Source organism: Mycolicibacterium komossense (assembly GCF_025822605.1).
Classification (GTDB): Bacteria; Actinomycetota; Actinomycetes; order Mycobacteriales; family Mycobacteriaceae; genus Mycobacterium; species Mycobacterium komossense.
Genome location: NZ_JACKTY010000024.1, coordinates 78,868 through 98,760, shown reverse-complemented (window position 1 = coordinate 98,760; position 19,893 = coordinate 78,868). Strand labels below are relative to the sequence as shown.

23 protein-coding genes are annotated in these 19,893 nt (G+C 64.8%); 16 read left to right on the top strand and 7 right to left on the bottom strand.

What is annotated here, in order from left to right; all coding sequences use genetic code 11:
* Positions 1-15 precede the first annotated feature (15 nt).
* Positions 16-603, bottom strand: coding sequence for a DUF3558 domain-containing protein (locus tag H7J73_RS10900; protein ID WP_264067380.1), 588 nt, complete (start codon positions 601-603; stop codon positions 16-18).
* Between the two features lie 107 nt (positions 604-710).
* Between H7J73_RS10900 and pptH the strand changes: the two genes are divergently transcribed.
* The 13 genes from pptH to H7J73_RS10835 all read left to right on the top strand — a co-directional run bounded on the left by pptH (position 711) and on the right by H7J73_RS10835 (position 12,371).
* The gene (pptH, locus tag H7J73_RS10895) at positions 711-1,673 is read left to right on the top strand and encodes an ACP phosphodiesterase PptH (RefSeq protein ID WP_264067367.1); all 963 of its coding nucleotides are present in this window, start codon (positions 711-713) and stop codon (positions 1,671-1,673) included.
* Positions 1,670-2,344: a 4'-phosphopantetheinyl transferase PptT gene (gene pptT / locus H7J73_RS10890; protein ID WP_264067366.1), complete on the top strand. Its 675-nt coding sequence runs from the start codon at positions 1,670-1,672 to the stop codon at positions 2,342-2,344. The genes pptH and pptT overlap by 4 nt, the downstream gene beginning before the upstream one ends.
* A complete protein-coding gene (gene truB, locus H7J73_RS10885) occupies positions 2,341-3,228 on the top strand; it encodes a tRNA pseudouridine(55) synthase TruB (RefSeq protein ID WP_264067364.1) in 888 nt (295 codons plus the stop codon). The genes pptT and truB overlap by 4 nt, the downstream gene beginning before the upstream one ends.
* A 231-nt stretch (positions 3,229-3,459) precedes the next feature.
* Positions 3,460-4,194: a 3-oxoacyl-ACP reductase FabG gene (fabG, locus tag H7J73_RS10880; RefSeq protein ID WP_264067363.1), complete on the top strand. Its 735-nt coding sequence runs from the start codon at positions 3,460-3,462 to the stop codon at positions 4,192-4,194.
* A complete protein-coding gene (locus H7J73_RS10875) occupies positions 4,191-4,961 on the top strand; it encodes an enoyl-CoA hydratase/isomerase family protein (protein ID WP_264067362.1) in 771 nt (256 codons plus the stop codon). The genes fabG and H7J73_RS10875 overlap by 4 nt, the downstream gene beginning before the upstream one ends.
* On the top strand, positions 4,958-5,758 hold the full coding sequence (locus H7J73_RS10870) for an enoyl-CoA hydratase/isomerase family protein (protein WP_264067361.1): 801 nt from the start codon (positions 4,958-4,960) through the stop codon (positions 5,756-5,758). The genes H7J73_RS10875 and H7J73_RS10870 overlap by 4 nt, the downstream gene beginning before the upstream one ends.
* Complete coding sequence (locus tag H7J73_RS10865; protein WP_264067360.1) at positions 5,755-6,549, top strand: enoyl-CoA hydratase/isomerase family protein; 795 nt, start codon at positions 5,755-5,757, stop codon at positions 6,547-6,549. Before H7J73_RS10870 ends, H7J73_RS10865 begins: the two co-directional genes overlap by 4 nt.
* On the top strand, positions 6,546-7,802 hold the full coding sequence (locus H7J73_RS10860) for an aromatic ring-hydroxylating oxygenase subunit alpha (protein ID WP_264067359.1): 1,257 nt from the start codon (positions 6,546-6,548) through the stop codon (positions 7,800-7,802). The genes H7J73_RS10865 and H7J73_RS10860 overlap by 4 nt, the downstream gene beginning before the upstream one ends.
* Positions 7,799-8,347 carry an aromatic-ring-hydroxylating dioxygenase subunit beta gene (locus tag H7J73_RS10855; protein WP_264067358.1) on the top strand — a complete coding sequence of 183 codons (549 nt, stop codon included), beginning with the start codon at positions 7,799-7,801 and terminating at the stop codon, positions 8,345-8,347. The genes H7J73_RS10860 and H7J73_RS10855 overlap by 4 nt, the downstream gene beginning before the upstream one ends.
* The gene (locus tag H7J73_RS10850) at positions 8,347-8,598 is read left to right on the top strand and encodes a hypothetical protein (protein WP_264067356.1); all 252 of its coding nucleotides are present in this window, start codon (positions 8,347-8,349) and stop codon (positions 8,596-8,598) included. The genes H7J73_RS10855 and H7J73_RS10850 overlap by 1 nt, the downstream gene beginning before the upstream one ends.
* Positions 8,595-9,800, top strand: a complete 1,206-nt coding sequence (locus tag H7J73_RS10845; protein ID WP_264067355.1) for an acetyl-CoA C-acetyltransferase — start codon at positions 8,595-8,597, stop codon at positions 9,798-9,800. The genes H7J73_RS10850 and H7J73_RS10845 overlap by 4 nt, the downstream gene beginning before the upstream one ends.
* A 2-nt stretch (positions 9,801-9,802) precedes the next feature.
* Positions 9,803-11,182, top strand: coding sequence for an OB-fold domain-containing protein (locus H7J73_RS10840; protein ID WP_264067354.1), 1,380 nt, complete (start codon positions 9,803-9,805; stop codon positions 11,180-11,182).
* Positions 11,175-12,371, top strand: a complete 1,197-nt coding sequence (locus H7J73_RS10835) for an acetyl-CoA acetyltransferase (RefSeq protein WP_264067353.1) — start codon at positions 11,175-11,177, stop codon at positions 12,369-12,371. The genes H7J73_RS10840 and H7J73_RS10835 overlap by 8 nt, the downstream gene beginning before the upstream one ends.
* A 16-nt stretch (positions 12,372-12,387) precedes the next feature.
* On the opposite strand, the gene H7J73_RS10830 is transcribed toward H7J73_RS10835, so the two are convergent.
* Positions 12,388-12,765 (bottom strand): DUF4267 domain-containing protein, encoded by a 378-nt coding sequence (locus tag H7J73_RS10830; RefSeq protein WP_264067352.1) that lies wholly within the window; start codon positions 12,763-12,765, stop codon positions 12,388-12,390.
* A gap of 19 nt (positions 12,766-12,784) precedes the next feature.
* The gene (locus H7J73_RS10825) at positions 12,785-13,102 is read right to left on the bottom strand and encodes an NIPSNAP family protein (protein ID WP_264067351.1); all 318 of its coding nucleotides are present in this window, start codon (positions 13,100-13,102) and stop codon (positions 12,785-12,787) included.
* 132 nt (positions 13,103-13,234) lie between these two features.
* On the opposite strand from H7J73_RS10825, the gene H7J73_RS10820 reads away from it, so the two are divergent.
* A complete protein-coding gene (locus tag H7J73_RS10820) occupies positions 13,235-13,825 on the top strand; it encodes a TetR/AcrR family transcriptional regulator (protein ID WP_264067350.1) in 591 nt (196 codons plus the stop codon).
* A 101-nt stretch (positions 13,826-13,926) separates the two neighbouring features.
* Here H7J73_RS10820 and H7J73_RS10815 read toward each other — a convergent pair whose 3' ends face one another.
* Genes H7J73_RS10815 through H7J73_RS10805 form a run of 3 tightly spaced genes read right to left on the bottom strand, consistent with a single transcriptional unit; the run spans position 13,927 to position 16,950 of the window.
* Positions 13,927-15,084 carry a CaiB/BaiF CoA transferase family protein gene (locus H7J73_RS10815; RefSeq protein ID WP_264067349.1) on the bottom strand — a complete coding sequence of 386 codons (1,158 nt, stop codon included), beginning with the start codon at positions 15,082-15,084 and terminating at the stop codon, positions 13,927-13,929.
* Between the two features lie 23 nt (positions 15,085-15,107).
* Positions 15,108-15,905, bottom strand: coding sequence for a maleylpyruvate isomerase N-terminal domain-containing protein (locus H7J73_RS10810; protein ID WP_264067348.1), 798 nt, complete (start codon positions 15,903-15,905; stop codon positions 15,108-15,110).
* Between the two features lie 4 nt (positions 15,906-15,909).
* A complete protein-coding gene (locus H7J73_RS10805) occupies positions 15,910-16,950 on the bottom strand; it encodes an MBL fold metallo-hydrolase (protein WP_264067347.1) in 1,041 nt (346 codons plus the stop codon).
* A 313-nt stretch (positions 16,951-17,263) separates the two neighbouring features.
* Between H7J73_RS10805 and H7J73_RS10800 the strand changes: the two genes are divergently transcribed.
* Positions 17,264-17,995: a nitroreductase gene (locus tag H7J73_RS10800; protein ID WP_435405464.1), complete on the top strand. Its 732-nt coding sequence runs from the start codon at positions 17,264-17,266 to the stop codon at positions 17,993-17,995.
* Between the two features lie 18 nt (positions 17,996-18,013).
* On the opposite strand, the gene H7J73_RS10795 is transcribed toward H7J73_RS10800, so the two are convergent.
* On the bottom strand, positions 18,014-19,420 hold the full coding sequence (locus tag H7J73_RS10795) for a phosphotransferase (protein ID WP_264067346.1): 1,407 nt from the start codon (positions 19,418-19,420) through the stop codon (positions 18,014-18,016).
* Between the two features lie 131 nt (positions 19,421-19,551).
* Between H7J73_RS10795 and H7J73_RS10790 the strand changes: the two genes are divergently transcribed.
* Positions 19,552-19,881 (top strand): hypothetical protein, encoded by a 330-nt coding sequence (locus tag H7J73_RS10790; protein WP_264067345.1) that lies wholly within the window; start codon positions 19,552-19,554, stop codon positions 19,879-19,881.
* Positions 19,882-19,893 lie beyond the last annotated feature (12 nt).

Here is a 19,893-nt window from a genome sequence, read left to right as displayed (position 1 = left end):
CGCCGGAAAACCTGCTCAGAATTTGTAGAACGGCGAAAGCTGTTGGCCCCGCGCCACATTCTCCTGCAGACAGTCCGGGGCGGGGTTGGAGTACTTCGGCGAATAGAACAACGACTGCTGGATCAATCCCCAGCTGGTCTTGTACGCGATCATGCAGGAAACCCACCAGCGGTCGTTCCAGTCGGTCGGCTTCATCACCCAGAACTGGGCGGCGCGATGCCCGTTGATAGTCAGTTCGACGGCGTCGGCCGGGAGACTCTGCTCGTAGGTGCGCCAGATGATCGGCTCGACGGCGAGCTGGTAGTTACCGGCGTCGTAGTGGCAGCGGCCACTGTCCTCGGGCTCGGGTGGGGTGAACCCGAGTCCGAGCCCGTCGGTGACATCGATCGGGATATCGCGGCAGGCGTCGAACGGGGACGGGTCGGTGGTGGGGATGACCAGACTGGGCGGTGGGGCATCGATCAGCGGCACGCCCGTGGAACGTAGCTGCAGATCGGGGACTCGGACCGCCTGCGGTCGCTGCGCACCCTCGCCCTGTGCAACGACGACGACCGCGGTGAGTAACGCCACCGTTGCCGCGACAAGCCGCATCCTGGTGACCATCATGCGGGGAGTGTACAAGTCAGCAGAAGCCCTTCATCGAAGAAATCAGAACCTGTTCTAGTTTCTCCTGGAAGCGGCCGATTGTTACTTCAGTAGGCTTGAACCTCGTGGCGACCCAAGAATCTCAGCGTGGCTCGCGGCCCACCCTGTGGGCGATCAGCGATCTGCACACCGGACACACCGGCAACAAACCGGTGACTGAGTCGCTCTATCCGTCGTCGCCCGACGATTGGCTGATCGTCGCCGGAGACGTCGCAGAGCGCACCGATGACATCCGGTGGTCCCTGGACCTGCTGCGTAAACGCTTTGCGAAGGTGATCTGGGTGCCGGGCAACCACGAGCTGTGGACCACCGCCAAGGACCCGGCCCAGGTATTCGGCCGATCCCGCTACGACTATCTGGTCAACATGTGCGACGAGATGGGGATCGTCACCCCCGAGCACCCCTTCCCGGTGTGGACCGACGAGGGTGGGCCCGCGACCATCGCGCCGCTGTTCCTGCTCTACGACTACACATTCCTGCCCGAGGGCACGGCAACCAAGAGCGAGGGCCTGGCCGTCGCCAGGGAGCGCAATGTCGTGGCGACCGATGAATTCCTGCTTTCCAGTGAGCCGTACGCCACCAAAGAGGCGTGGTGCCGCGACCGCCTGGCCTACACCCGCAAGCGGCTCGACGAGCTGGACTGGATGACGCCGACGGTATTGGTGAATCACTTCCCGCTGGTACGCGACCCCTGCGATGTGCTCTTCTACCCGGAGTTCGCACTGTGGTGTGGGACGGTGGAGACCGCCGACTGGCACACCCGCTACAACGCGGTGTGCTCGGTGTACGGGCATCTGCACATCCCGCGCACCACCTGGTACGACGGGGTCCGTTTCGAAGAGGTGTCGGTCGGCTATCCACGGGAATGGAAGCGCCGCAAGCCATATCGTTGGCTTCGCCAGGTGCTGCCCGATCCGCAGTATGCACCGGGGTACCTCAACGATTTCGGCGGTCACTTCTCCGTCAGTCCGGAGATGCGCGCAGAGTCCGAGAAGTTCCGCGAACGGCTCCGCAGCAGGCGGTCATGAACAGTCTGATCGGGGCGGTGCTGCCCGACACGGTCGCCTCGGCGGAGCTGTACAGCGATCCGCCCGATGTCGCACCGCTGCCAGAGGAAGAATCGCTCATCGCGAAGTCAGTTGCCAAGCGGCGCAACGAGTTCATTACAGTGCGGTATTGCGCGCGCCTGGCCCTGGCCGATATCGGTGTGCCGCCCGTGCCGATCCTCAAGGGCGACAAGGGTGAACCGTGCTGGCCCGACGGTGTGGTCGGCAGCCTCACCCATTGCGAGGGCTACCGCGGCGCCGTCGTCGGCCGGCGTGAGCAGGTTCGGTCGGTGGGAATCGACGCCGAACCCCACGGGGTCTTGCCCAAGGGTGTGCTCGACGCGATCAGCCTGCCCGTCGAGCGCGGTGAGCTCAGTGTGCTGCCAGGCGGCTTGCATTGGGATCGAATCCTGTTCTGCGCCAAGGAGGCAACCTACAAGGCATGGTTCCCACTGACTCACCGATGGTTAGGCTTCGAGGATGCGCACATCACGTTCACGATTGATGGAACCGGCGCTGAGACCGGTGCGAAAGGCAGCTTCGAGTCGCAGATCCTGATCGATCCGGCCGCCGAACACGGCGCCCCGCTGTCCACTCTGGCCGGTCGGTGGTCGGTGGCCGACGGCCTGGTGCTCACGGCGATCGTGCTGTGACAGAAGTTCCTCCCGGCCTGGTGATCGTCGACAAACCGGGCGGCATGACCAGTCACGACGTCGTCGGCCGCTGCAGACGCATATTCGGAACCCGCAAAGTCGGCCATGCCGGCACGCTCGATCCGATGGCGACCGGGGTGCTGGTGATCGGTATCGAGCGGGCGACCAAGATTCTCGGACTGATCTCTGGCACGTCCAAAACATATTCGGCCACCATCCGGCTGGGTCAGGCCACGTCCACCGATGATGCCGAGGGAGAACTGCTCCAACAGGTTTCAGCCGATCACGTCACCGACGAGGCCATCGAGTCAGCGGTCGCGGCCCTGCGCGGCGGTATCGAGCAGGTTCCGTCGACGGTCAGCGCCATCAAGGTCGGTGGAAAACGTGCCTACCAGCTGGCTCGCGAGGGGGAGACCGTTGAACTGAAGGCGCGTGCGGTGCGCATCGACCGGTTCGATGTCATTGCGATTCGTCGCGACGCAGGTCTGGTGGACGTGGATGTCGAGGTCGACTGCTCGTCGGGTACCTACATTCGCGCGCTGGCCCGCGATATCGGTGTCACATTGGCCGTGGGCGGGCATCTGACGGCGTTGCGGCGCACCCGGGTCGGCCATTTCGGCCTCGATCAGGCCCGCACGCTAGACATTCTCGCCGAGGGGCCCAGGCTGAGCTACAGCCTGGACGATGCGTGCCTGCTGGCCTTTCCTCGCCGCGACATCAGCGCCGACGAGGCGTTGTCCGCCAGCAATGGGAGAGCGTTGACGCCCGCCGGTATCGACGGGATCTACGCGGCAGTCGACCCGGATGGTCGGGTGACGGCGCTGTTGGAGGACGGGAAGTCTCGGACGAAATCCGTTGTGGTGATCAGGCCGTCAACCCTCTAGCGCGGCCAGTCACCCCGGCGAACTCCGGAGAATCCTTATCTTCCGACGGCAACATCTCATTTAACATGCTGTAAAAAGTGTCAGCCGGCATGCGGCGGTATATGTGACGACCCGGCATTCTGGCGGCCATCCACGACTCAGCGTCGGTGCTGAGGCGGTTGAATCAATCCTCCGAGTAGTTTAATATTGATTAGAAATTAATCCCTCTTGCCGGTTGGAGCCGCATAGCCCATGGTCGATTCCTTGCTTGCCGAGCGCGTCGCCATCGTCACAGGTGCTGGCCAGGGCATCGGACGAGAGATTGCCCGGACCCTGCATGCCCACGGTGCACATGTGGTGCTGGTTGACCTCGACGGTGACGCCGCCAAGGCCGCCGCCGCGGAGCTCGACGGTGTGGGATTGGCCTGCGACGTCACCTCTGAAGAGCAGGTCAAGGCGGTCGTCCGCGACACAGTGGGCGAGTTCGGCCGTCTCGACGTCTTCGTCAACAACGCTGGCATCACCAGGGACGCTTCCCTGAAGAAGATGACCGTCGACCAGTTCGATGCCGTCATCACCGTGCACCTGCGCGGGACGTGGCTGGGAGTCCGTGAGGCGTCGGCGGTGATGCGTGAGGCGAAGACGGGCAGCATCATCAACATCTCGTCGCTGTCCGGAAAGTCCGGCAACCCCGGCCAGACCAACTACAGCGCCGCGAAGGCCGGCATCGTCGGGTTGACCAAATCTGCGGCTAAGGAATTGGCGCACCACAACGTTCGGGTCAACGCCGTGCAACCCGGGCTGATTCGCACCCCGATGACCGAAGCCATGCCACCGGAGATTTTCGCCGCGCGCGAGGCTGACGTTCCGATGAAGCGGGCGGGCGAACCGGTCGAGGTCGCCGGTGCGGTGGTCTTCCTGGCTTCGGATCTTTCGAGTTACATCACCGGCACGGTCATCGAGGTCGGCGGAGGTCGGTACATATGACAGCGGTGTCGGTCGCCAAAGAAGCGGGTATCGGCCGAATCATTCTCGACCGACCGAAGCAACTCAACGCCATCAACGTCGAGTTGGGCGTGCAACTGGAGCAGGCGATTCAGCAGCTGGGTTCGGATCAGGACGTCAGTGTCATCCTCGTTCGCGGTGCGGGCGGAAACTTCTGTGCCGGAGGAGATTTCGCTGAGGTAGAGCGACTCCGTGAACAGGGGCCGGATGCGTTACGGTCGTTGTTCGTTGCCTTCCGCGCGGCCTGCGATGTCATCGCCGCCGTCGATGTTCCCGTCGTGGCAGCTGTTGAGGGCGTCGCGGCCGCTGGTGGATTCGAACTCCTGCAGGCTGCCGACATCGTGCTCGTCAGCGATGATGCGCGAATCGCCGACAACCACATCAGGTTCGGCATGATTCCCGGTGGGGGCAGCACCCAGCGGTTGCAGCGGCTAGTCGGCCATCAGCAGGCCATGGGATTGCTACTCAGTGGCGAACGAATCTCGGGCACCGATGCCGTCCGGCTGGGTCTGGCTTACCGCAGTTTCCCGCAGTCCGAATTCGAGTACGCCACAGAGGAATTCGTGGCAACCATGGCCGGTCGTCAGCGCAGCGCCCTGACGACCATCAAACACTTGGTTGTCTCGGGCTCGTGCAAACCGCTGCCCGAAGGGCTGGACGACGAACTTGTCGCGGTCGTGAACCACATCAGCCAAGGCGCCGGGCGCAACGGCGCGTCGGCGTTCAGCCAACGAGGAGCAGCTCAGTGACGACTGTCAATGCCACCACACCTATCGCGCTCGACGTGGACGGCGGCATCGCCCGTCTACGACTGAACCGACCCGAGGTCTCCAACGGGTTGAATGTCGAGCTTCTCAAGTCTCTCCACGAGGCGATCCTGACCTGTCACGCCGATCCGGGAGTCCGGGTCGTGCTGCTAACCGGTGAAGGCCGAAACTTCTGTGCCGGCGGCGATATTCACACCTTCGAGTCCAAGGGCGCCGCTCTGCCCGACTATCTACGTGAAGCAACGGCGTGGTTGCAGCTGGCTTCCGCCGCACTGATCCAGCTGCGGGTGCCGGTGGTAACCGCGGTGCAAGGCTTCGCCGCGGGCGGTGGCGGGTTGGGGCTGGTCTGCGCATCTGACATCGTCATTGCCGCCGAGTCGGCGAAATTCTTCTCCGGCGCCGTGCGCGTGGGAATGGCGCCTGACGGCGGGGTGTCGGTGACGCTCACCCAGCTGGTCGGCTTGCGGCAGGCGCTGCGGATCGTCCTGACCAACCCGACCTTGACCGCCGCCGAGGCCCTGCAGATCGGGCTTGTCACCGAGGTCGCCGCCGACGAAGCGTTACTGGCCCGCGCCGAAGAGGTCGCCGCCCAGCTGGTCGAACTGCCCACCCAGGCGCTCTCGGCAAGCAAGCGGCTGGTCTGGAACGGTGTCGGTGCGTCCGTCGAACAGCGGCTGGCCGAAGAGGCCCGCACGGTCTCTGAGCTTTCCGGTACCGCCGACGCACTGGAGGGTCTGCGGGCCGTCATCGAACGACGACCGCCCAGGTTTCAGAAGTGACTGCCGCTGCTGTGCTGACCGAGCAGATCGGCGCTGTAGCGGTGGTAACGATGAATCGCCCCGACAAGCTGAACGCGATCGACATCCCGCTGCGGTTGGCCCTCGCCGATGCGATCGAGGCCGCCGACGGCGACGCGAGCGTGCGGGCCATCGTGCTCACCGGTGCCGGAAGGGCGTTCTGCTCGGGCGGTGACATCGCCTCCATGGACCGGATGACGCCCCAGGACGCCCTGGAGCGAGCGCAACTGGCGCAGCGCGTCATCCGAGCCATCTGGAGTACCGGCAAGCCCGTCGTCGCTGCGGTGGAGGGAGCGGCGTTCGGCGCCGGGACCGCGCTGGCTGCGGCGTGCGATCGCGTGGTGGCAGCACATGACGCCAAGTTCGCGACAACTTTCACCAAGGTCGGACTGGCCGGCGATATGGGCGCCTACGTTTCGTTGCCGACCCGGGTCGGGGTGGCGCGAGCTCGGCAGATGCTGATGCTGCCCAAAACCGTTGGAGCGCAGGAGGCTTTGGAAATTGGTCTCGTCGATGCGGTCGTGGAGACCGGAACGGCACGCGCCGCCGCGCTGGATGATGCGACGCAATTGGCCGCCGGTCCGGCGGATGCGCTCGCCGTCATCAAGTTGCTGCTCGCCGAGGCGTCGGGTTCGTCACCGTTCATCATGCTCGATCGGGAGGCCGCCGAGCAGGCCGTGCTCTTCGGCAGTGACGACTTCGTCGAGGGCATCACCGCGTTCCGGGAACGGCGTCCCGCCGTCTTCGGCACCAAAGAAGGAGTTGGGGAATGACTTCAGGACTGACGGGGATCAGCCGCGTCGCGCCGCTGATCCAGCGCGATAAAGTGCACGCTTCGCTCTACACCGACCCGGCTATCTTCGCCGAGGAACTGACCAAGATCTGGTATCGCACCTGGGTCTTCGTCGGTCACGAAAGCGAAGTCAGCCAGCCGGGCGACTACGTCCGCAAGCGGCTCGGTCTGCAGGACGTCATCATGACGCGCGATCGCGACGGCGAGATTCACCTTCTGCTGAACAGGTGTGCGCACCGAGGCAATCAGGTGTGCGACGACGCCAAGGGGAACTCCGCAACTTTCCGTTGCCCGCTGCACGGTTGGACGTTCCGAAATACCGGCGAGCTCATTGGTTTCCCGTTCCATAAGGGGTACGGCACCCGCAAGCTCGACCTCGCGATGGGACGCGTTGCGCGCGTCGACTCCTACCATGGTTTCGTGTTCGGCAGTTTCGCCGAAGACGGGCCCTCACTGCTGGAGCATCTCGGCGCCGCGGCCGGTGAGATCGACCGGTTGGTCCGGCTGTCGCCGGAGAACCGCGTCGAGCTGACCGCGGGTTGGCTCGGGCACGAGACCCATTCGAACTGGAAGCTGCTGGCGGAGAACGAGACCGACGGCTATCACCCGCAGTTCGTGCACGGATCGATCTTCGGGGTCACCGGCAGCACCATTGCACCGCTGTACAGCGAAGCCTCGACTGCCGTCACCCGCGACCTCGGCAACGGTCACAGCGAAAATGACCTGCGCCCGGAATTTCGGAAGTTCGCCGAGCCGATGAGGTGGTTCGGCACCACCGAGCAGAGGGTGCCGGACTACGTCGCGGCGATGCGGACGCTGCACGGGGAGGCGGCCGAGCAGATCCTCATCGAGGGCGCACCACACGTGATGATCTTCCCGAACCTGTTCATCGCCGAGATCCAGGTGTTCAATATTCAACCGGTGGCGTCCAACCAGTGCACTCAGTACTCCACCGCGGTCCAGCTGGTGGGCGCACCCGAACTGAACAAGCGGATGGTGTCCCAGTGCGTCGGGTCAGTGGGTCCGGCAGGCATGCTCCTGGCCGATGACACCGAGATGTACGAACGTAATCAGCTGGGTCTCGAAGCCCGCCAGCCGGAATGGCTGCAGATTCGCAGGGGTTTACAGCGCGAGCGCACCGACGACAACGGCTTCACCGTCGGTGGTGCCACTGACGAGACCGGCATGCGGGGCTTTTGGTCGCACTACGCATCGTTGATGGAGGCAGAATGACCAGCACGATCAACGCGACCTCCGATTCGAGTGGCGAGCTGACAGCGGTACCAATCGGTTTCGACGTCCGCGAGGTCGAGCAATTCCTCTTTCAGGAAGCGCGTTTCGCCGACGAGAGTGACTACGACTCGTGGGAGGCGTTGTGGACCGACGACGCGCTGTACTGGGTTCCCGCCGGTAACGACGGGCCCGACCCGCTGCAGACGATGTCGGTGGTCTACGACAACCGCAACCGCATCTCCACCCGGCTCAAGCAGTTGCGGACGGGTCGGCGCTACGCCCAGGCACCACCGTCGAATCTGCGCCGCCTCATCTCCAATGTCGAGCTTCTCGGCGGCCGGCCTAGCGCAAGCGGTGGAACCGATCTGGAGGTGGGGGCCAACTTTCTGGTCGTCGAGTCCCGTGCGCGCGACACTCGCCTGTGGGGCGGACGGGTGACCTTCCGGTTACGGCGGGTGGATGACGGAACGCTGCGGATGTCCTACAAAAAGGTGGTTCTGGTGGACAAGGACAAGCCGCTGCCAACCCTGGGTTTCCTGATCTGATGTCCATCGAATTCAGCGGTGACGCGCCCCTCAACGTGCCGGGTATCGGCCCGTTGGTGGAAAGCGAATTCGCCCAGGTATCAGTCAATATCGACAATGCGGGGAACTCACCGCGGCTTCGTCTGGAAGACCTCCGGACCGGGCGGGTGCGCTATCTCGACGCTCTGGAACTGGAGACCATCGTCTGGCTGCCCGAAGGCAAGATGGCCCAACTGCTCGATCCTTCCGCCGATCGGTGGAGCGGCGCATGAGGCGTGCAGCGATCGTCGCCCCGGTACGCACCGCCGTCGGCGCCTTCGGCGGCAGTCTGCGGCCCATGCGCGCCGAAGACCTCGCCGCCAAGGTGGTCGAGGCGACCGTGCAGCGCAGCGGCGTCGACCCAGAGCGCATCGAGGACGTGGTCTTCGCGCAGTCCTACGCCAATTCCGAAGCGCCGTGCATCGGGCGGTGGGTGGCGCTGCATGCGAACCTGCCGATCACGGTGCCGGGTCTACAGATCGACCGACGCTGCGGCGGGGGCCTGCAAGCCGTCATCACCGCGGCGATGTCCGTTCAGACCGGAGCTGCCGATGTCGTGATCGCCGGCGGTGTCGAGTCGATGAGCAATATCGAGCATTACACGACCACCGCCCGATGGGGTGCCCGGTCGGGGAATCAGATGCTGTATGACCGTCTCGACCGGGGCCGCGAAAGATCGCAACCCACTTGGCGTTTCGGTGAGATCAGTGGAATGATCGAGACGGCGGAGAACCTGGCAGGTGACTACGGTATCGACCGTGAGGCAGCCGACGCCTTCGCCGCGCGCAGCCATCACCGGGCCGCCGCTGCCGTGGCCTCGGGTGCCTTCGATGCGGAACTCGTTGCCGTCGAGGTTCCCCAGCGCCGGGGCGAGCCAGTCGTGTTCGACCGTGACGAGGGCATCCGCCCCGACACCACGGCGGTGTCGTTGGCGAAGTTGCGCACGATCACCGCGGGTGGCACGGTCACCGCAGGCAACTCCAGTCAGCAGAACGACGCCGCCGCAGCGTGTCTGGTGGTGGCCGAGGACAAGCTCGAAGAACTTGGCCTCGAGCCCATCGGGTATCTCGAAGGCTGGGCTGCAATGGGCTGCGAGCCGTCCCGGATGGGTACTGGTCCGGTCGGCGCGGTGGAAAAGCTATTCAGTAAAACCGGATTCGGCTTCGACGACCTATCCCTGATCGAGATAAACGAGGCTTTCGCGGTGCAGGTGCTCGCGGTGCTGTCCGGTTGGGGACTCAAGCTCGCTGATGTTGACGACCAGCTCAACGTCAACGGCTCGGGAATCTCGCTTGGCCACCCCATCGGGGCCACCGGTGTCCGAATCCTGACCACCATGCTGCATGAATTACACACCCGTGGTGGGGGATTGGCATTGGAGACCATGTGTATCGGCGGCGGCCAGGGTATCGCCGCAGTCTTCCGGGGAGTCTGAGGGTGACGACGGGAATGCTGGCCTACGCCTCCTACCTCCCGCGGCGTCGGTTGGCCGGAGGTGATATCGGCCTGCGCCGGGGGGACCGGGTCGTCGCGTCTTATGACGAGGACAGCACCACCATGGCGGTCGCGGCGGCCGCTCGCGCGCTGCACGGGCAGGCCTTGCCGACCAACCTATACTTCGCCACCAGTAGCCCGGCTTACGCCGATAAAACCAACGCCGTGGCCATTCACTCCGCCCTTGGGCTGCCCGAAGACGCTTTCGTCACTGACCTGTGCGGGACTGGCCGCAGCACCATTGCGGCATGGCGATCCGCCGCTGCCACCGGAGGTCTCGCGGTCAGCGCCGACATCCGAGTGGGTCGGCCCGGCTCTGCCGATGAACGCCTCGGCGGTGACGGCGCCGCGGCCCTGCTGTTCGGTGACGGCCCTGCAATCGCCGAGATCGTGGCCAGCACGTCGCAGACGGCTGAGTTCCTCGATCGGTGGCGATCCCCGCAATCGGTCACCGGCGAACAGTGGGAGGAACGCTTCGGCGCGGAGCGCTACGCGGGGCTGATACGTGCGGCGGTCGAGAAGATTCTCGACGATGCCGGCCTCGCCGAGGTCGATCACGTGGTGATGGCCTGCCCCAACAGTGCTATCACCAAGCGAATTCCGACTCTGGTCAAGGCGGTGAAGGCCACCCATATCTCGCCCGTCGGGTTCTCGGGCGCGGCCGATGCCGCGATTGCGCTCTGCTCCGCGCTCGACGTCGCCGCACCGGGCGAGACGATCCTGGTGCTGTCGGCATACGACGGCTGTGATGCCCTACTCCTGTGTGCCACCGACCAATTGGTATCGACTCGCCAGGCGACGCTGGTCAGTGCGCAGCGCACCGGCGGCATCACGGTACCGCATTTGACCTATCTGTCCTGGCACGGTCTGGTCAAACTCGAACTGCCCCGGCGTCCCGAGCCCGACCGGCCCGCTGCACCTCCCGCGGCCCGCGCCGAAGGGTGGAAGTTCGGCTTTGCGGGAACACGTTGCCGCAATTGTAGATTCATACACCTGCCGCCACTTCGGGTGTGCCGCAGCTGCGGCGCCCTCGACGAGATGGACCCCGCTCCGGTATCGAATCTGCAGGGCAGCATCGTCACCCACACGGTCGACCACCTGGCGTATTCGCCGTCGCCACCGATGATCCAGGCCGTCGTCGACGTCGACGGCGGTGGGCGCTGCACCATCGAGGTCACCGACGCCGAGCCGGCGGAACTGCGGGTGGGTGCCAGGGTGGCCTTCACGTTCCGGCGCCTGTTCACCGCCGGTGGTGTGCACGACTACTTCTGGAAGTCGTATCTGTCGGACCAGGAAGACGAAGAATCGGGGAACGATGGCTAGCCGCGGGATCACCGACAAGGTCGCCGTCGTCGGCATGGGTTGCACCCGCTTCGGCGAGCGCTGGGACAGTTCGACCGAGGACCTGATCCTCGAGGCGTTTGGTGAGTGCATCGAGTCGACGCCGAATATCAGCAAGAGCGATATCGACGCCTACTGGCTCGGAACCTTGGGGTCGGGGCAGTCGGGCTTGACGTTGAGCCGCGCGCTCTCGACCGACGACAAGCCCGTGACTCGGGTCGAAAACTACTGTGCCACCGGTTCCGAGGCCTTCCGCAATGCCTGCTATGGGGTGGCGTCCGGCGCCTATGACGTGGTGATGGCGGTCGGCGTGGAGAAGCTCAAGGACTCGGGTTTCTCGGGTCTGATGCGCAGCGATCCGCCCAGTGATGGCACCTCACCGGAGTTGTCGATGACGGCGCCCGCAGCGTTCTCGCTGTTGGATCCCGCCTACTGCGCCAAGCACGGTGTGCATCCTGACGAGATGCGGGCGGCGATGACGCATGTTGCCTGGAAGAATCACGACAACGGATCGCGAAACCCCAAGGCGCAGTTCCGTTCACCGGTCGCTCCGGGGACGATCGAGAAGGCCGTCAAGGTTGCGGGTCGTCTTGGCGTCTTCGATTGTTCGGGTGTCTCCGACGGTGCGGCATGCGCGCTCATCGTTCCCGCAGAGCGAGCGTTGGAGTACACCGATACGCCCATGTACGTCAAGGGCTTGTCGCTGGTGGCGGGCTCGACGCGGGGTTCGATGGATTCCGGTTTCGATTACACCACTTTTCCCGAGGTCGTGCGTTCGGCGCGAGATGCCTACGCCCAAGCTGGAATCGGCGATCCCCGCTCTGAACTCTCGATGGCCGAAGTTCATGACTGCTTCACTCCCACCGAGATCGTCCTGATGGAGGATCTCGGTTTTTCGGATAGCGGGCTGGGGTGGAAGGACGTGCTCGGAGGCGACTTCGATGCGGACGGACGCCTGCCGATCAATCCCGATGGGGGATTGAAGTCATTCGGCCACCCGGTCGGTGCCAGCGGTCTACGCATGCTCTATGAAGCGTGGCTACAGTTCCGCGGCACCGCAGGGGACCGTCAGCTGTCCGATCCTCACACGGCACTTACACACAATCTTGGCGGCCGCCCTGGCGGCTGTGTATCGTTCGTATCGATCGTCGGACGCGAACTCGGTCGCTAGAGCCACCGTCATCTTGCTAAGAGATGAGCAGGAGTGCAGCCGTGATGAGCATGACGGTGGCGGTGGCGCCGTGGACTCCCCAGGCGATGGACTTGGGGCCCCCGCTGTTGAGCACGATGGCCGCGTCGGCCAGCGGAATTATGGTGGCGGCCAATATCACCCAGCCAAGTAGGTGGGTCGCCCCTGCGACCAAGAGAATGATGACGAACAGACCCGATGCGATATCGCGGACGCCTTTGACGCGGAGGTAGGCGGCGACTGAGGGCTGACTGACATCTGGCACCACGCCGTAGCCGCCGGCGCCGACGCGCGGCGCGATGATGAATCGTGCGCCGATGAAGATGATGGCCGCGGCGATGAGTCCAGCGAGCACGTATCCGATGGTGGTGGTCATATCGAGTACTCCAGCTTTCTTAGTGAGTAGGGGAGAAGGACGTCGGTTCTAGTAGGACGGACGCAACGTCGACGATCTCGTCGACATCGAAACCGGCCATATCGGCGGCGAATTCCGGGCTGGCCATGACGTCTCGGGTGATCTTTTCGGGGTCGGCGCCAGGTGGATAGTGGACGAGTGCGACGAGTCGATTCGCGCCTTCACCCTGTTCGGTCCACACACCCTGGGTGGTGACCCCGAACGCGGTGAAGGTAGCGAGGTGCCGGGCCCAGTGCACGGTTGCGTACCGCTGCAGAGCGTCCGGTGATCGAAGTGTGTAGATCCTGAGCTGAAACATCGAATGCTGCGCTGCCTTTCGCCGATAACGGCGGAGTGAGTCCGGTCGTGGACAACTGCTAGCAACGCTAACTCTAGACTTGCTAGATGTCAATAGCGGCGCTAACGCATCTAGCAGTGATACTCTTCGCGAATGGCCATCGAGGATCGACGTGAGCGTGAGAAGGCCGCCCGCCGGCGGCTGATCATCGAGACGGCCCGCAGGCTGGCTGAGGCAGAAGGCTGGGATGCCGTCACCACCCGGCGGCTGTCCACCGAGATCGAATACAGCCAGCCTGTCTTGTACAAGCACTTCGCCGGCATGGAACATATCGCTGATGCCGTCGCCATCGACGGATTTGTGGAACTCGGCGAGGTGACGCGGGCTGCCCGATCGGACACCGGCACCGCCGGCGACGTCCTGACCCGGATTGGCCACGCCTATCTCGACTTTGCCCGTGACAACCCGGCGGTGTACGACGCGATGTTCACCCGCTCGACGTCCTTTCGCTTCGCAGCCCTGGACACACCGCCTGAGCTGACGGCGGCCTTCAGCGAGCTGCGCCAAGCGGTCAGCCTCGTCGTCGACGAACAGCATGCGGACACGCTCACCGAGGTGTTGTTCGCCGCACTGCACGGACTGGTCACCCTCAGCCGTGCCGACCGGCTACGCCCGGACTTCGCCTCGGAGCGTCTTCAGCTGCTCGTCGAACTGTTCACCAGCAGAAGGGAAACGGAGCGCTAGGCAGCGTCGATACTCCTGAAGCTCCGCTGTTCCGGGGCGGCCACCGTATGACGAATCAGCTATCCCGCGGGTGGCTGGAGCCGAAGCAGGACCTCCGTCGGTCAGCAGCTGTTCGGTTGGCTGGCCGTTGCGCTCGCGATGAGGTCTTCTGCGATACCCCACTCTGCGAGCACGGCGCGCGTATCGGCTCCCAGCGGGACGGGAGCGGTGCCGACGGCGGCTGGTGTTCCGGAGAAGCGCGGTGCGGGAGCTGCTTGTAGGACACCGTTGTGTTCGACGACGGTGCCGCGGGCCTTCAAATGGGGGTGCTCGGCGGCTTCGCGCAGGCTCATGACCGGAGCGACACACGCGTCCGTCGGCTCGAAGACTTCGGTCCAGTGCGCCCGCGTGTTAGCGCGGAACGCTGCGGCGATCCGTTCGCGTGTTCGTGGCCACGTTGATCTGTCGTCCTGTAGAGCGGTGTCGACATCGTGCAGTCCCAGGCCGGCGAGAAGCAGACGATAGAACTTGGACTCGATCGCGCCGACGGCCATATGTTCGCCGTCGGCGGTCGCGTAGACCGCGTAGTACGGTGCTCCGCCGTCGAGCATGTTGACACCGCGTTCATCACGCCAGGTGCCGGTGTTGAGCATCGCGTGGGTTGCCGACAGCAGGTGTGCGGCGCCGTCGATGATTGCGGCGTCGACGGTGCGACCCTTGCCGGTTCGGCCGGCCTCCCATAGTGCGGCGAGCACCCCCATCACGAGATAGGTTGCCCCACCGCCGAAGTCGCCGACGATGTTGAGCGGGATCTGCGGTGGGCCGCTCGCGTCACCGATGGCGTGCAGTGCTCCGGTGAGCGCGATGTAGGAGACGTCGTGACCGGCCCGGTTGGCGAGTGGACCGTCTTGGCCCCAGCCGGTCATCCGTCCGTAGACCAGTGCCGGGTTGCGCGCGTGACAGTCGGCGGGCCCGATACCCAGCCGCTCGGCTACGGCCGGCCGGTGTCCCTCGATGAGGATGTCGGCGTGCGCGGCCATGGCCAGCACGATCTCGACAGCCGCGGGCCGCTTCAGATCCAGGCAGACCGACCGCTTTCCGCGGTTGAGTAGATCCTGGGTGGGGTCCCCCGGAAATACTCCCGGGCCGCCAGGCCGATCGATCCGGACGACCTCAGCACCCATATCGGCCAACGTCATTCCGGCGAACGGGCCCGGCCCCATGCCTCCGACTTCGAGGACTCGGACGCCGTGCAATGGGGCGGGAAGTGGCGTGGTCATGGGCTTTCCTCTCGCGGGGCGAATCAGACGATGTTGACCACGTTGAGAAACCGCTCGCCGTAGTCGTGGTCGCCGCCGATGGTGATGTTTCGGTCCTGCCACCGTGCGCGCCGCGTCGCCCACTCCGGAAACTCCTCGGTGGTGGCGACGATATCGGCGGCGCGGTGAACTTGTGCCAGGCCCGCGGTCACGGTGCCGTCGGCCGCGATCGACCAGAAGCCGCCGCCGAGCCCTGTGAGTTCCAAGCTCACGGGTCTGCGCATCCACTCCAGCGGCGCTTGGCGCAGCTGGTTCGACAGCACCGCCAGCATCCATTCGATGACCACTGACATCCGGTTGGCATCGGTGGGAGGTGTCTCCCTGCCGATGGCGGGGGCTATGTCGAAGCGCAGATGCGTGTGGTGATCGAACACCATCGCCGCACCGAGCAGCAAACCGATAGGGAAGGAGCCCAATTCGGCCAGGCGGATCCGCAGCCGGCTCAGCGGCGTCGTCGCAACGGCGCCGGACAACCGGGTGACCCGGGCGCTCCAACGGCTGTACTCCTGGAGAACTCTGTCGGGCTCCCAGGAGCGCCGGGCCGCCACCATCGTGTCGTTGGTGTGCTCGATGTCCTTGCTCAACAGCATGGTCACCGCGGACGGGGTGAACAGCGAGTGGCAACCGGAACCGAGGTGAGCTACCACGTCCTGGACCCGCCAGCCCTCGGCTGCACTTCGCGCCGTCCATTCCTGGCAACTCAGGTCAGAACAGAGGCGTAGGATCTCGTCGCGCTCGGCGCGCAGGGCCGCTGTACGGTTCGGCTGGGCTCGCACGATCATCGGGTCAGTGCCCCTTCTGGCTGACAACGTAGTCGTTGACGGTCCCCGAGCCGGTGCGCTCCAATGCGCCTTGTGTCACAAGAAGTTCCAGGTGGGCAAGTACTTCGAGAATCGCGGTCATACCGTGCACCGCGCCGAGTTCGTCGATGGTGCGTTCGTGCCGGGTCCACCGCATCTGCCGGGCTACCTGATAGGCGGTGGAGTTGCCGGCCGCCACGAGTTCGCGTGCCTGTTCGAGCCGGTCGCGGTGGTGCTCGAGAAGTTGCTCGGCCCGGGCCTTGACGCTCTCGGTGACGGCGCCGTGGGCGGGCAGCATGGTTGCGTCTGGGAGGTCGAGGAAGAGCTTCAGCGACGCGAGGTAGGAGCGCAGTGGCAGTTCTTCGGGCTGCCGCTCGAGCGCTATCGACGGGGTGATCCGCGGCAGGATGTGGTCACCGGTGAACGCCAGGCGCGATCGACGGTCCTCGTACACGATATGGCCGCGGGTGTGCCCCGGCGTAGACCTGGCGACCGGATCGACGCCTCCACAGTCGATATGGATGCCGTCCTCGAGCCACACGTCCGCGGGGCCATACGGGACGTTGCGTTCGTACGTCTCCAGCGGGAAGGCTGCGATGGTCTCCGCGAGTTCGGTCGCCCCGGCTGCGATGAGCTGCTGAGCCTGGACGGGGTAGGTGCAGGTCCGTTCGTCGAACGCCTCGATCGAATGGCGTTCCTCCCGGCCGATCATGACCGTGGTGCCGTACCGCCGTTGCCAGTCGATGGCCCGCGAATAGTGGTCCCAATGGTGGTGGGTGACGACGACGCGTGCGACATCGTGGGGCGCGAATCCGAGCCGGGCCAGGGCTTCGACGAGCACTGTCTCGCTGGCGTCGTCGGCCCAGCCCGAATCGACCAGGGTCACGCCATCCTCTCCGAGGATGGCGTAGACATTCACCTCGCGCAGATCCCGAAGGGGCAGTGGCAAAGGAATTCTCACGACGTGGGACGGGAGCTCGTCGTCGCTGTCTACGTCCAGGTCCGACGTCAACTGGTTGTTCGACATCTCAAGCGAATCCCTATCTCCCGACGCCCCGATCATAATTTAACACACGATAAAAAAGATTCCGCTGGCGTCCGGCATCGCGGTGTACCCGGTGGTGTGTCGTCGGTCAGGCGACGTTGAGCAGATCCAGGAATCGGGTCCATAGTCCTCGTCGCCGGCGATGGTCAGGTCGCGGCTGCGCCAGTATGCGCGGCGGTTCGCTCATTCCGGGAACTCCAAAGCGGAGGCGCGAACGCGGCGAGGTATCTGCAATCGAGTGGGACCCGTTCGTCAGGGCGCGATGCATAATATTAACGCACGATAAAATCGGTCCGTGAACACCGATCTCCGTGCCATCGTTGAATCTCGCAGATCTGATCGGCTACCGGCCGATGCGGCCACGACGCTGGCACAGCTACTGGCCATTCGGACGAGCTGTCGAGCCTTTAAGCCGGAACCCGTTGCCGGGGAGACTATCCGGGCGATTCTGGCCACCGCGCAGCTGACGGCCTCCTGGTGCAACAGCCAGTCCTGGAAGCTCGCGATCACCAGCGGAGCGGGAACCGACCGGCTTCGCGATGCGCTGTACGCCGCGGCATCGAGCGAGTACGTCGAGACGCCCGACATTCCGTTTCCGCGGGAGTATCGCGGGGTGCATCTCGACCGGCGCCGGGAGAGCGGATACCAGCTCTATTCTGCGTTGGGCATCGAACGCAGGGATCGCGAGCGTCAGATGGCACAGACGTTGGAGAACTTCAGGTTCTTCGGCGCCCCGCACGTGGCGATCGTTCACACCGATGAGGCGCTGGGGCCCTACGGTGCGGTCGATTGCGGCGGATACGTCAGCAACTTCCTCCTCGCCGCGGCCGCACACGGTGTCGGCAGCATCGCCCAAGCCGCGCTGGCGATGTATCCAGGAGTCCTTCGCGACGAACTCGGCCTGGCGGCGGACCGCACCGTCGTATGCGGGATTTCCTTCGGTTACCCCGACATTGACCATCCGACCAACGGCTACCGCACCTCACGGGCCCCACTCGACGAGGTCGTCGAGTGGGTTACTACCTGATCGGCACCTGGCCCACCGTCAGGAGGTCGTCGGTATCGCCGACCAGTCGATCGGTTGCACTCGGAACCCGCGGACGTCGCGCATGCCCGGATCGATGAGCTCGATCTGGCGTTGCACGCGGCGGCTGAGCAGGCCGACGATATCGCGTTCGCGGTCCGCGGCATGCTCGGCGACGAAACGTTCAAGTCGTTGGTCGGCATCGAGCCAGCCGTCGGGTTGCACTCCGAGCAGCCGCTGCTCGTCCTCGCGATCCGCCTCTCCCACCGACGCTGCGGCCGTCGCGCCGCGGTGCAGACCTGTCAGCAGATCACGCACGATTGCCAGCCGGAAGGCAACGTGGTCATCGGGATTGAGGTCATCGAGTACGCCACCGATGATCCTCTCGACCGAGACGAAGCCCGGGTCGTTGCGCGGGGTCACCGAGGTCACCGCGGGCGGCGGTTCCAGCGAGTAGCCGCCCTCTTCGGCGATGATCTGCAAACAGATCATGAAGGACATCAGTGACCAGGCTTGCCATTGCGCCAGATCGAACTCCGCCGGCGGATCGGCACGCGTGGCCGCGGACAACATGGGTGTGAGCAGGGCGAAGCGCACCGCATGGAAGTTGACCACACTGCGGTCGATCGGTTGCCCCGTCGCGCTCGCGTAGGCGGCGTATGCCCCGGTGAGATCTCCGATGGGCTGGGCCGTGTCGCGCATACGCATGGCGCCAAGATCGGCGAGTGGGTCACCCAGGCAGGAGAATTCGACATCCATCACCGCCGTCACCCGGTCGTCGGCATGAAGGAACTGCCCGGCGTCGAAGTGAATCCACGATGTCTGTTCGCGGTGTGTCGGCACGTGGCGGTGCAGCCAGGACACGATGAACTCGATCGTCGGATCCGGCCCCGGCTTGATCTGCCGGTACCACTTCTCCGAGAGGCCGAATCCCATGTATCCGATGTCGCGGGGAGTTGCCGGACGCGAGAGGCCGATCGTTTGAAACAAGGCTGGGTCCAGACGATGCGCCTCGGCGAGCTGTGCGACGTAGTCGTTGATGACAGCGCTGCGGGTTTGGGCGTCATCGCGTTCGTCGAAGCGATCCCGGCCACGGATCGACTCCATCAGGATCGATTCGGGTTCGTCGCAGAAGGCCAACGGGGCGGGCACTGCGACACCGTTGTCATGCAGGACGCGCATGATCTCGTATTCGCGACGCAAAGAAAGGGTTTGAGTCCACGGCATGGATTCTTCGCGCTGGCAGCGGGCGTAGAGCTCGCGCCGATTGCCCTCGACGTCGACGGTGAGAAACCACGCCGGCCGCCACCGTGCCTGTCGGCGCCAGGACACGATTCGGCCGCCGGTCACCTCTTCGACCCAGGTGAACAGACGAGGCCAGGGGGCGGGCAGGGTGTCCCGCGCGCCGTCCGCGATGTCGACGGTCATCTGGTGCAACTCCTCAGTCGAAGGGGCAATCGGCGGCTGCTGACGCGCAGTGCGTGGCTATTTCTAGTCTAAATTAAAAACAACTCGAGCGGCAGGGTGAGCCGTTTCGGCTAGGTATGACGGTGTGCCGAGTGGCGCCAGACGTCGTAGACGGTGCTGACCAGATTCCGCCAAGGGGCCCGGCCGGCGCGCGGACCGCCAGCACCTGGCTCGACACCGCGCAGACGTTGGGCCTGTCCGAGTCAGAGGTCGTCGCCAAGGCCCGGCTGGCGGTCGCCATGGCATTCTCGGATGCTCAGCCAGACTTCACGCGCATCTCCGAGACGGAGGTGGCGCTGATCGCTTCGGTCCCTGGGCATTACGCGGCCACGCGTCAGGCGCGTGACGCGCGGCCGGCGCGCGCACGTCGCCGGCGACTTCCTCACTCACTCGGGGATCGAGGCTGCCCTCCTGGCCGGTGAGCGCGCCGCCAC